This is a genomic window from Pseudoalteromonas sp. TB51 (genome assembly GCF_000498055.1).
Lineage (GTDB): Bacteria > Pseudomonadota > Gammaproteobacteria > Enterobacterales > Alteromonadaceae > Pseudoalteromonas > Pseudoalteromonas atlantica.
This window is the reverse complement of sequence record NZ_AUTO01000296.1, coordinates 1-11,781: the sequence shown is the minus strand read 5'-3', so window position 1 is coordinate 11,781 and position 11,781 is coordinate 1. Positions and strand designations below refer to the sequence as shown.

The 11,781-nt window shown below is 40.8% G+C and carries 9 protein-coding genes and 3 pseudogenes; 6 read left to right on the top strand and 6 right to left on the bottom strand.

What is annotated here, in order from left to right; translation table 11 throughout:
* The 3 genes and pseudogenes from L650_RS0117825 to L650_RS0117815 form a co-directional block, all read right to left on the bottom strand.
* Positions 1-301, bottom strand: a pseudogene (locus tag L650_RS0117825) (HAD family hydrolase); the annotation flags it as partial.
* A 257-nt stretch (positions 302-558) separates the two neighbouring features.
* The gene (locus tag L650_RS0117820) at positions 559-1,050 is read right to left on the bottom strand and encodes a DUF6702 family protein (protein WP_029773946.1); all 492 of its coding nucleotides are present in this window, start codon (positions 1,048-1,050) and stop codon (positions 559-561) included.
* Positions 1,050-3,485 (bottom strand): M1 family metallopeptidase, encoded by a 2,436-nt coding sequence (locus L650_RS0117815; protein WP_024032997.1) that lies wholly within the window; start codon positions 3,483-3,485, stop codon positions 1,050-1,052. The genes L650_RS0117820 and L650_RS0117815 overlap by 1 nt, the downstream gene beginning before the upstream one ends.
* A 382-nt stretch (positions 3,486-3,867) precedes the next feature.
* Here L650_RS0117815 and L650_RS0117810 point away from each other — a divergent pair, with 382 nt between their 5' ends.
* The 6 genes from L650_RS0117810 (at position 3,868) to L650_RS0117785 (ending at position 10,711) form a co-directional block, all read left to right on the top strand.
* Entirely contained in the window at positions 3,868-4,104 is a 237-nt protein-coding gene (locus tag L650_RS0117810; protein WP_004588265.1) for a hypothetical protein, read from the top strand.
* Positions 4,105-4,239: 135 nt separating this feature from the next.
* The gene (locus L650_RS0117805; protein ID WP_004588266.1) at positions 4,240-4,476 is read left to right on the top strand and encodes a hypothetical protein; all 237 of its coding nucleotides are present in this window, start codon (positions 4,240-4,242) and stop codon (positions 4,474-4,476) included.
* A gap of 77 nt (positions 4,477-4,553) precedes the next feature.
* Positions 4,554-5,801 carry an exonuclease SbcCD subunit D gene (locus tag L650_RS0117800; RefSeq protein ID WP_029773945.1) on the top strand — a complete coding sequence of 416 codons (1,248 nt, stop codon included), beginning with the start codon at positions 4,554-4,556 and terminating at the stop codon, positions 5,799-5,801.
* Complete coding sequence (locus tag L650_RS0117795) at positions 5,798-9,445, top strand: SbcC/MukB-like Walker B domain-containing protein (protein ID WP_029773944.1); 3,648 nt, start codon at positions 5,798-5,800, stop codon at positions 9,443-9,445. The genes L650_RS0117800 and L650_RS0117795 overlap by 4 nt, the downstream gene beginning before the upstream one ends.
* Before the next feature lie 12 nt (positions 9,446-9,457).
* Positions 9,458-10,114 (top strand): class I SAM-dependent methyltransferase, encoded by a 657-nt coding sequence (locus tag L650_RS0117790; protein ID WP_004588269.1) that lies wholly within the window; start codon positions 9,458-9,460, stop codon positions 10,112-10,114.
* A gap of 165 nt (positions 10,115-10,279) precedes the next feature.
* Positions 10,280-10,711, top strand: coding sequence for a hypothetical protein (locus L650_RS0117785; RefSeq protein ID WP_029773943.1), 432 nt, complete (start codon positions 10,280-10,282; stop codon positions 10,709-10,711).
* 106 nt (positions 10,712-10,817) lie between these two features.
* Here the strand turns inward: L650_RS0117785 and L650_RS0117780 are convergent, their stop codons facing one another.
* The 3 genes and pseudogenes from L650_RS0117780 to L650_RS24805 form a co-directional block, all read right to left on the bottom strand.
* A complete protein-coding gene (locus tag L650_RS0117780) occupies positions 10,818-11,210 on the bottom strand; it encodes an ACT domain-containing protein (protein WP_029773942.1) in 393 nt (130 codons plus the stop codon).
* 17 nt (positions 11,211-11,227) lie between these two features.
* Positions 11,228-11,703, bottom strand: a pseudogene (locus tag L650_RS0117775) (DUF6942 family protein).
* A 1-nt stretch (position 11,704) separates the two neighbouring features.
* Positions 11,705-11,781 (bottom strand): annotated as a pseudogene (locus L650_RS24805) (YaiI/YqxD family protein); the annotation flags it as partial.

The following is an 11,781-nucleotide window of genomic DNA, read 5'->3' as shown; positions in this document are numbered from 1 at the left end:
TATCAAAATTGCGGGTAACAATAGCCATAGGAATATTTTTAACTTTAAGGGCGTTAACGGCTTCGGTTACGCCTGGCAATATAGTGGCAAACTGAGCGTCTTGCAGCTCGTGTTGATGCACTATATTCATCGCTTCTTCACGCATGTAGGGCGATGGAAGCTGGGCAATATAATCAAGTAGGTCTTGCTCGCATGGGCAACCTATTTGTGCTTTTATAAGAGAGAAATCTAACTCAGACGATACTAACGTGCCATCTAAATCAAATATAACTCCTTGAATAGCCTCTACTTGAGCTTTCATATCATTCCTTGAATGAGGTAAAAATCAATACAACATGTGTACACATAATGACTCTACTTCATGAGAATAATTTAGCAAATGTTTATCAAACAAATTATTAGAAAAGTATTCACTTATCTATTACTTTGCCTTATAAACACCAATTAATTACTAAAATTCTACGAACAGCTAGTAATAACAGATCAAAAATGAACACAGCATAAACAAAAGGAGAATACGCGCACATAAACTGCAGTGCGCGTAGGTTGGGGAAGTACTTATTGCTCGAATTTACCCTCGAGCCAGGTATCGTTTTGGGTAAAGTGAAGGGTTTTAATCTTGCCTTTACCTTCTACGTTTACCATATTTACTTGAGAAGGCCATAAGTCACGCAGTGCGCCGTTACTCATTTTTATGCCTTCAATCCCTTTTGGGATAGGAGCTTCTTGATATACCCAAAAAAACTTTCCATCAATTTGCGCACCGACTTGGCTAAGCGTTAATGGCTTACCCTTTAAGGTTTGCAGCGCAACATGCGACTCAACATACTCTACAAAACGTTGTTGGTCGGCCTTGTTGCTGATGATATCGGCTTTTCCATTAAATAAATGCGCTACAGCATGCTCAGTATCATGTAAATAAAAGCGATGCATAAGCTCAATATTGTTAGTACGTTTATTAAAAAGCACCGTAGTAACCGATGACTTTAGTTGATGCGCCATACTTGGCGCAGCAACTAAAAGGCAAACAATAATAAGCAAAAAGCGCATTATTGTTGCTCCTCACCATCTTTTTTCTCGTCTTTTTTAAGCTCAGTTTTAATGTCTTGCATAATATCTCGACTTACTTTCGCTTTACTCTTTTTCTTTTTATACACTTCAATACGTGAAGGAATAATACGACGAGGGTAGTTGTTGTTCTCAACATCTACATCAGCTGTTTCCCAGCGAGGGTCAACGCTCACCGATACCAATGGCTTATTTTTATCTGTAACAATAAGCTTTTGTACATTTTTGTGATTACGGCGCCAAATTTCAGCCGGAATGTAACGCTCTTCGGTTGTGCCATCTTCATAAGTTAGCTCTAATAAAATAGGCATTACCAAGCCACCTAGATTTGAAAACTCCATAACATAGTAGTTTTTATCTTCTTCAAGCGCGCGATCTAGCGTTTTACGCTCCCACGGCTCTAAGCCTTTTAAAAACTTGTTGTACGCGTTACGTTCTTTATTAGTAACAGTAAAGCGGTCGTTTTCGTCGTAAAAGTCGGTAATATCTGGATTTTTTTCAACCCAAGTTTGCTTACCTTCTTCACGGTTGCGCTTAACAAATAGTGATGTTGGTTTGTCTGCTTCTATATCGCGTAAGCGTTTAAAGTCAATATCAGGGTTTTTAGTATCTAAACGTAATTGATACACTTTATCTAACGAGATATCTACATGGTCGGTGCTGTAAAACCAGCCGCGCCAAAACCAATCTAAATCAACACCCGAGGCTTCTTCCATCGTACGGAAAAAATCTGCTGGAGTAGGGCGCTTGTATTTCCAGCGCTGTGCGTACTCTTTAAAAGCAAAGTCGAATAAGTCACGGCCTAAAATAACTTCACGTAAAATATTAAGTGCCGCAGCTGGTTTAGTATAAGCATTAGGACCTAAACGAAGTACGCTGTCTGACTGCGTCATGATAGGTACTTGGTTTTGCGATTTCATGTAGCTAACAATATCGCGCGGCTCAACACCCCACGGTATAGTTGGGTCCCATTCACGCCCTGCAACGCCATCTAAAAAGCTATTTAAACCTTCATCCATCCAGGTCCATTGGCGCTCATCAGAGTTTACAATCATAGGGAAGTAAATATGGCCAACTTCATGAATAACCACACCAATTAAAAAGCGTTTTTCAGCTTGAGAATAAGTGCGCGAGCCATCATCTTGCAGCTCTGTACGTGGGCCATTAAAAGTGATCATTGGGTATTCCATACCACCTACAGGGCCATTTACCGATTGCGCTACAGGGTATGGGTAGTCAAATGAATAGCGAGAGTACACTTCCATCGTATGTACTACAGATTCAGTTGAATACTTTTTCCATAAATCGCCACCCTCTTTAGGGTAAAACGACATAGCCATCACTAAAGGTTGTTCATCGCCACCTTGCTGATAGCCCTTTGCATCCCACATAAATTTACGCGACGACGCCCACGCAAAGTCACGCACATTTTCTGCTTTAAAGTGCCATGTTTTTGTTTTATCGGTACCTTGTTTTTCGTTTTCTAACGCTTCTTCTTCAGTAACAATAAATACAGGGCGCTTTGCTGTTTCAGCTTTTTCTAAGCGGTTACGCTGCGTGCGAGTAAGCACTTTGCTTGCGTTATCTAACTTACCTGTTGCCGATACAATATGATCAGCAGGTACAGTAATTTCTACATCGTAATCACCAAACTCAAGCGTAAACTCACCACGGCCTAAAAACGGCTTGTTTGTCCATGCTTCGTAATCGGTGTAAGCAGCTAAACGCGGAAACCACTGCGCAAGTAAAAATATATCGTTGCCATCTTCTTCAAAGTGCTCGTAACCAGAACGTGCACCTACGGCATCTTCTTCAACAATGTTAAAAGCAAAGTTCATACTAAACTCAGCTTCTTTGCCTGGTTTTAGCGGCTCGTTTAAATCTATACGCATTAGCGTATCAACAACAGTAACGCGCAGTTCATCGCCATTGTCATCTTTTACATTGCTAATTGTATAGCCTAGCTCGTTGTCGCTCATAAATTGTTGACGACGTAGCTCACCTAAACTTAATTTAGCCGGCTTTTGCGCAGGTAAACTATTTAGCGTGCTTTTAAACGTTTTTGTGGTTTCGGCAATTGAGTCGCTTTTAAAAATATTTTGATCTAACTGTAACCACAAATATTTAAGTGTATGCGGCGAGTTATTTTTATACTCAATGCTTTGGCTTGCTGTTAAGCGTCGCTTTTTTTCATCAAGCTTTACATCTATGTCGTAATTAACACGTTGCTGCCAGTATTTTTCGCCTGGCTCACCTGCGGCACTACGATAAACATTTGGGGTAGGAAGCGCTTCGTCTAACTGGCGAAACTTATCAACGAATGAGCCTTTAGTTTGCTCAACGGATGACGCTAACACAGCGCTCGACATTGCCAGAGGCAACACAAACGCGCTTAGCGTAAGAACTGTTTTTTTCATTATGAGTCCTAGTGGAATTTTGTGAGCGTACTTTGACAAAGTTACTATTTTTGTTCAATTAATTAGCGACCAACCGCCCATTAAACACGGTAATATTCACGTTGTTTTAACATGCTTTTTGAATCAGTAAATTAAGCCGCTTTTAAAACTGTAAAGGGGGTTTACACTTCACAGCTAGTTGATGTGTATTAATTAAGGTACAAACGCAGTATTTATAAGGGTTCAGGCCTAATTCATGCCATTAGCTTAGGATTAAATTAAGGTGCAAAAATATGTTGTTTTAATTGAGCTTAAATTTATAGCGTTAGCAGTGTTTACATGGTTTTAATGCGCTCAGGTTCAATGCAAATTAAGCAGCATATTTAAACTAAAGGAGCCCGATATGAAATTTTACATTGTAAAAAAAGATCATCAGCTCGAAGCTATCCCTGCTGATAAAGACTTACTAGAGCGCTACGAATCAAACCAATATTCGTATGTTAATGTGGTGTCGGCATGCAATAAGCAAGATGCACTAAAACGCCTATCTACTGAACAAAAACACAGTAAAAAGTGGTTAATAATTGGCGCAAATATTGCCGTGATCTCACTAATATTAACTATTTATACGATAAATTAAAAATAGTGAAATTTTAGGTTGATATTTAGTGCATTTTATATTTAAAATCGCCCACTTTTTTTATTTGAGCATAATAAAATCGTTACAATTATTCTCAAATATGTACTTATTACCAGTAAGCAATGTGGTGGGTGTATGGATTTTTATATCCTAAAAAAACAACAAGAGCTAATAGCCATTCCAGCAAATCAGCAAAGTTGTAAGCAGTATCTAGACTCAGGTTATTTTTATATTGATAAAGTAGCCGCCTGTAACGAAACGAATGCCATAAAAGCATTGCAAGCAAAGCAAACTAAAAGTTTAAAAATGCCGCTAGGCATGGCTTTGTTAGCGCTTCCTGTCATTATTATTGCTATTTATAGTTTTACCTAAACTAAAGCCCTCCCGAGGCTTGCATCTTTACTTGCCTTGGGTATATTGGCGCTCTTATGGTTTTTTAAGAGCGCGATATGAAAGTTCTCCACACCTCAGATTGGCACCTAGGCCAACAATTTTATGAACATGACCGCCGTGATGAGCACGCTGCATTTTTTACTTGGCTACTTAGCACCCTTGTAGAGCAACACATAGATATACTTTTAGTTGCAGGCGACATTTATCATACAGCCACACCCAGTGCCAGCGCCGAAAACCAACTTTACCAATTTATAAAAGATGCTAAAAAGCGTTGCCCGCAATTGTACGTTGTTATTATTGCCGGTAACCACGACTCAGCAAATCGTATATTAGCGGCGCAGCCCTTACTTGCTCAGTTTGACACCCATGTAGTGGGGCGCTTTGAAGTAACCGACCCAGCCAATACCGTGATTGAAATAAATACGCAAAATAAACGCGCTGTAATCGTCGCTATGCCTTTTTTACGTACCAGCGATATAAGTTCACTTAGTCATACTAAAAACGGCCCTAGTTACGCACAAGGCGTTGAAAAAGCCTATAAGCTTGCACTTGATCACGCCTATAGCATTAACGCGCAAAATTCACCGTTAATTGTAATGGGGCATTTACATGCCAAAGGCGGTGATATTTCAAGTGACTCAGAACGTAATTTAGTGATTGGTGGGGAGGAGTCTATTTCGGCCAATGTATTTGGTAACAAGGCAGACTACGTAGCACTGGGGCATTTACACAAAGCGCAGCAAGTCGCTAAAAAAGACGTTATTCGTTACAGCGGTACGCCTATTCCTATGTCGTTTTCAGAGCGTAACTACACGCACCAAGTTAATGTAATAGAATTTAAAAGTGATGAAAAACAAACTATTAGCACATCTGTAAACCCCCTTTACATTCCACGCTCTGCTGAAGTGATTATTTTACCAAAAGGGGTGTGCGTGCCATTAAGCGACTTATGCGAGCAAATTAAAGCGCTCGATACATCACAACATACTATTGCCCCTTATTTACGCGTAAAACTTAAATCAAGTGATACCGACACCACCTTTAGAGAACAAATAGAGCAAGCACTTGAGGGTAAACACGTAAAATTTTGCGGCATTGAGCGGGTACGAGAACAAACCACAACAAGCGATAACAGCGCCGTATTTGAAGATTTAAGCGAAATTGAAATGCTCAACCCATTAAACTTATTAGAACAAGCCTTTGCAAACTACAAAGATATGGCCGGCCAAGCTGTACCAGATGAGCTAAAAACACTGTTAAACGATGTAATAAGTGAGCTGACGGAGCAAGAGCAACTATGAAAATAACCGCAGTTCGTATTCATAATTTAGCCTCAATAGTCGATGCCGAAATCGACTTTACTCAAGCTCCACTAAAAGATGCGGGCTTGTTTGCTATAACCGGCGACACAGGCGCAGGTAAAAGCACCTTTTTAGATGCTATTTGTTTAGCGCTTTATACTAAAACAGCACGCTTAAAAGGCGATAAAGGCAACTTAATTGATTTTAACGGCGACAGCATAAAGCTAAACGATGCGCGTAACTTACTGCGCAGAGGCAAATGGGAAGGCTTTGCTGAAGTTGATTTTGTTGGCCAAGATAAACAACTATACCGCGCACGCTACGTTATTACCCGTACCCACAAAAAAGCAACAGGCAAGTTAAAAGTAGCTGAGCATACGTTACTAACCTTGCCCGATGAAACCCTAATAGCCGATAAAAGCCAAACCATAAAAGAAGTAGAGAACAAAATAGGGCTAAGCTTTGATCAGTTTTCCCGCGCGGTATTATTAGCACAGCACGAGTTTGCAGCCTTTTTAAAAGCCACAGGCGATGAACGCGCACAACTTTTAGAGTGTTTAACCGGCACCGATAAATTTAGCTTAATTGGTAAACGTATTTTTGAGCGTAATAAAGCGCTAAAAGATCAATATGAATTACTTAATGCAAGCCTTGCAAGCTACACCTTGTTAAGCGATGACGAGTTAAGTGCTAAACAAACCTTGCGCGATGAGTTACTTAAAAAAATTGAGCTAACTAAAAAAAAGCATGCAGCAACAGAGCAAAACTTAAATTGGTATAAGCAAGCAGCTAGTTTATCACAGGCACTAGAACACGCAATAAAGCAGCAACAACACGCGCAACAACAGCTTGATGCAATAGCAAAGCAAAGTGAGCAAGCTAAACAAGCACAAAGCGCCCTTGAAATAAAAGACAACCGCAAACGTCATGAGTACTTAACGGCGCAAAACAAAGCACTTAGTACGCAAATAAGCGATTTAAAAGTGATTGACCATGCTGCGCTTATAAAAGAGCAGGCCGCAACACTTACAACAAAGCAAAGCGAGTTAAAAACAGCGCAAGAGCAAAAGCAAACGGCAGAGCCAATTATTGCAAAAGCCCGCGAGCTCGACAGCCAACTTGCTATACACGCACAAAAAATTACAAGCCTGACTCAGCAAAGCGAAAAAGAGCAGCAGCAACTTAGCGAATTACAAACGCAGTACACGCAAAGCCAACATGCACTTGATGAGGCAAACAAACTCAGCACTGGGCATCAAACGTGGCTAAACGAGCACACGCAGCTTAAACCATTGGCTAATGATTGGAATTATTACCAACATAGCTTTAATACGTATTTAAGTGCCAATGAGCAAATAAAGGCAACCGCTTCGCAAAACCAACAGCTGTTAGAAGAGCAAACTAAACAAGCGGCGCTGTTAGCTGAGCAAACTAAAAAAGTAGAGATGCAAGAGCAACACCTTGCGCATCAACAAAAAGATCTTAACCAACTAAGTGAGCAACAACGCCAATTTAATATTGAACAATGCGATAGCAAACTTAAAAATATTGAATATTTAAAAGATCAGCGTTTGCGCTACCAGCAGTTTAATCAAGAAATAAAACACAGCACACAACAACAAGCTGCGGTTGCGGCCAAGCTTGTAAACAGTGAGCAAACGCAAACAACATTGCAACAAAGCTTAGCCTCGTGCGAGCAAGCACTTAAACACAGTGAATACGCATTAAACCAAGCTCGCCTGCGTGCCAGCGAAAACGTAGAGCATTTACGCACGCAGCTTACCCCTAACGAGCCATGTGTAGTATGCGGGGCAATAGAGCACCCGTATGCAAGCAGCCAAAACCCGCAATTAAATAACCTAATAGCCGATTTTGAAACAAGTTATAACCAGGCTAAGCAGCAACACGATAGCGCCCAAGCTAAGCTGCATCAGCACCAAACTCAACATGCTGTACTTGTCACTGAACACGCCCAATACAGCCAAGCCATACAGAGCGCACAGGCAAAGCAGCTAGAAATTAAAACAACAATGCAAGGGGCACGTACAGAGCTTAACGACTTAACAGCACAGCAGCTTGATGAAACATACGCCCAGCTCAGCAGTCAAAAGTCGCACTATTTTGAATCGCAAAAACAGCAAACAGCCCTGCAAGAAAAAGTAAATCAGCTAATAAATAACTTAAAAGCCGAGCAACATACACAGCAGCAATTGCATAATCAGCATGTTGAATTAACCAATAAGCTTGGCCAAATAAACACTAAACATGCAGAGCTAAATACGCAAGTTAACGAGCTTACCAGCACCCTTAATGCACAGTTTGAGCACAGTGACTTTTGGCAGCAATTGCAAAACAACACGCTTAATATGAGCGATTTAAGCCAGCAGGTTGAGCAGTACCAGCAAACAAAAGTTCAGCTTGAACAAAGTCAAAAACAAATAGACAGCGCTAATCAGCAATTACAGCAACTCACACCGTTAATTGCTAAAAGTGAGCAAGCGCTTAAAGTTTTAAAAGACGATTTAGCCAAAGCGCAACAACTGCAAAATACCACACGCACAGAGCGCCTTGCTTTATTTAACAACGAGCCATTAAGTGCCGATGATTACCAAGCAAAACTTAATGCGCAGCTTGAGCAGTGCCAAAAGGCGTTACATACAAGCCAACAAGCCCACGACAGCGCAATTAAAAAACGCGATGAGCACGCTATAACACTCAAAAATATTGAGCAGCGCTTGGCAGAGCAAACTCAAGAGCAAAATACACTTGAAGAGCGCTACAATGCCTGGTTTAGCGACTTTAAAGCGCAATATAGCGAGGCAAATCACGAACAGATCGCTATTTTACTAACTCTGACTAGTGAGCAAATAAAAGAGCAATTAATGCAGTTTGAGCAGCGTTTAGCAGCACTTACAGACGCAAATGCAGCGCTTAAGCAACAGCAAAAGGCGCAAACAGATCACCAAAATACTAACAAGCCCGAAAAAAGCGAAAGCCAATTAGCAGAGCAAGAAACGTCCTTAGCCAATGAACAAACTGAGCTACAAAATAGTTTGCTTGGCACTAATACCGCGCTTGAGCAACACAATCAAAACGCCAAAGCACTTAAAGGCAAACACGCTGAACTTGCTACCCTTAAAAAGCAGGTAGAGCAGTGGCACGTACTTAATAAAGTATTAGGGGATGCAACCGGTAAAACCATGCGTAATTTAGCGCAAACACAAACCCTTAAAATATTGCTGCATTATGCTAACAGCCATTTAAAAACCCTCAATAAACGCTACGAGCTCACTGCCATTGCGCAATCGCTCGATATAGCCATTATTGACNATATGGCCGACGAACAACGCTCTGTTAATACGCTCTCTGGTGGTGAATCATTTTTAGTATCACTAGCACTGGCATTAGGGCTTGCATCCCTTTCTTCAAATAAAGTGCAAATCAACTCTTTGTTTATTGACGAAGGGTTTGGTACGTTAGATAGCGAAACACTCAGCGTTGCTATGGACGCACTCGACTCATTACAAGCACAAGGCCGTAAAGTAGGGGTTATATCACATGTGAGTGAAATGAGTGAACGCGTAGCCACGCAAGTACATGTAAGTAAAAAAAGTGGTGGATACTCCACTGTTGAAGTCTTATAAAGGAGTTAAAAAATGCCAACATTCACAGGCGAGCAAGCAACGCATTACAACGACCGCATTACCCGTTTAGTCCCTGGTTATGAGCTATTGCACCAACTTACTAATGCTCAACTTAAAGCAACCCTTAAAGATAACGCACACATTTTAGTCGTGGGCGCAGGCACAGGCAAAGAAATACTCGCTCTTGCCGCGCTTAACCCTACTTGGCAATTTACCGCGCAAGATACCTCAAGTGATATGCTCGCAATTGCTAAACAAGCGTTTGAAGAGCACGGCATATCAAAGCGCGTTATTGTTATTGAAGGCGAGCTTGATAAGCTATCAACTAAGGCCGATGCGGCGCTATGCCTACTCGTAATGCACTTTTTAAAAGACGACGGCAGCAAAAAGCAGCTATTAAAAAATATTAAAGCTAATTTAAATAAAGGCGCAAACTTATTTATTAGCGATTTAATGAAACCCGAAACCGACTTTGAGCGCGAAGCACAAATTACTGTGTGTGCCGATTTAGGCTTAAGTGATGCAGGGCAAGCCTACACAGCTCAAAACTTAGACAGTGAATTTTACCCACTTGATAGAATGCGCTTTAGCGAGTTACTTAACGAGTGCAAATATGGTATTCCTAAGCTTTATTTTAAAGCGCTCGGTTTTAGCGGATACGTTGTTTAATAGTATAAAATTTAAGTAACATAACCCAAAACACCGAGTATGCATACTCGGTGTTTTATTTTATACACACCCTTACATTTCCTGACAGCAACAAACAAACTTCTCACATCTTTTATATGCGTTGCTACTTGTTATTTCCCTATTAAATATTAACAAGGACTCAACATGAAAAAGTATCTTATCGCGGTATTACTCCTATCAGGCTGCGCATCACAAGGGGTAGATCGAAACAATCAAAACCAAATTATTAAGCGTTACTACGCATCGGTAGAATCAATACAACCCGTCACACTTTCATCTGAAGTAGGCACAGGCATAGCAGCTGGCGCCGGGTTCGGCTTTGTCGATAACTTAGATGGCAACAGCAAAGAAATGCTCGGCGGAGCAATAATTGGTGGGTTAGTGGGAGGGTTATTTACCGCGTTATTTGAAGGCGGTAACGATGCCTATCAATACAATTTATACGCAGCTAACGAAGGCGAATTTACTATTATTCAAAAGCAAAAACTCGATAAAAACACGCAATGCGTGGTAGTAAATGCAGGCGATACAGTAAAAATTGAGCCTGTAGCGCACCACTTTTGCAATCAAAACTAATTAATACCAAAAGCCGATACTGCAATATCGGCTTTGTGTTTTACATAAGCATAGGGCGCATCCCACTAAATACGTGTTACTCAGATCTGGTTTATATCAACTACCTTTAACCAATCTCACCAAGTGCTTTCATCGCGGCCTGCGCTTTATCGGTTTGTATAAAAATATGATCGTGATAAAACGCAGCTACTACGTTAGCGCTAATATTATGCTCGGTTAATTTGGCCGATACCGCAGTGGTTAATCCAATAGCCTCAAGGCTTGAATGCACATTAAGGGTAATTAAATTATATTTAGCTTCATACGTAATACCGGCTTTATCGGCGGTATCTGCATTTAAAATAAGGGTTAGGCCTTCTTCTTCAACGTAACTGGCAAGCGGGTTTAAATGAACGTAGTCGGCAAGGCTGCCTGCTAAACAACAAAATATGTATTCACCTTGTTTAAGCTCCGGGTTCATTGATTTTAATAACGTATTTAGCTCTAAAATTCCCGCCATTTTGAGTCCTTACATTTTCAATTAGATGTTTTAAGCTTGGCAACTAGCTCGCTTAATCGGGCTATTTTAATATTACTTAACTGCCGGTAATCAAAGTACGGACACACAATAATGTTATTCGTTGTATCAATTGCAAACTCATCGTCTAACCAATTAAATTGCGCATTAAGCTTACCTTGCTGTAATAAGTTTTTAGCATGAGTTCGCCCAGCAATAATATGCAGTTGATTTTTATTTATGCCGTTAATAATGGGCGCACTAAATAACAGCGCTGTTTTACTGTTTTTTTGCAGTAAAAATGTATCGCGATACGCTTGCCAGCTAGCGGCTTNCGCCAGCCATTACCGCAGTGCTGGTTTATGGTATTTATTTGCTCGTTTATTACAGGCTCAACACTGTGTAGAGTTGCAAAGTAGGGCATAGGCGGCGCTTTTGCCACATAAACGGCTACGCTAAAGGCTTGCTCACCTAAGCCAATTAATTGCTCACTCACACTAGCTCGCCTTTTTTTGCGCTAAAATACGGTCGAGGTTATTGGCAAAATTTTGGCGGTCGGTTTGGCTAAGCGGTG

What these genes read in the sequence shown, in the direction of transcription:
- L650_RS0117820 (WP_029773946.1), bottom strand. Translation starts at nt 1,050, where the DNA reads ATGCGCTTTTTGCTTATTATTGTTTGCCTTTTAGTTGCTGCGCCAAGT.
- L650_RS0117815 (WP_024032997.1), bottom strand. Translation starts at nt 3,485, where the DNA reads ATGAAAAAAACAGTTCTTACGCTAAGCGCGTTTGTGTTGCCTCTGGCA.
- L650_RS0117810 (WP_004588265.1), top strand. Translation starts at nt 3,868, where the DNA reads ATGAAATTTTACATTGTAAAAAAAGATCATCAGCTCGAAGCTATCCCT.
- L650_RS0117805 (WP_004588266.1), top strand. Translation starts at nt 4,240, where the DNA reads ATGGATTTTTATATCCTAAAAAAACAACAAGAGCTAATAGCCATTCCA.
- L650_RS0117800 (WP_029773945.1), top strand. Translation starts at nt 4,554, where the DNA reads ATGAAAGTTCTCCACACCTCAGATTGGCACCTAGGCCAACAATTTTAT.
- L650_RS0117790 (WP_004588269.1), top strand. Translation starts at nt 9,458, where the DNA reads ATGCCAACATTCACAGGCGAGCAAGCAACGCATTACAACGACCGCATT.
- L650_RS0117785 (WP_029773943.1), top strand. Translation starts at nt 10,280, where the DNA reads ATGAAAAAGTATCTTATCGCGGTATTACTCCTATCAGGCTGCGCATCA.
- L650_RS0117780 (WP_029773942.1), bottom strand. Translation starts at nt 11,210, where the DNA reads ATGGCGGGAATTTTAGAGCTAAATACGTTATTAAAATCAATGAACCCG.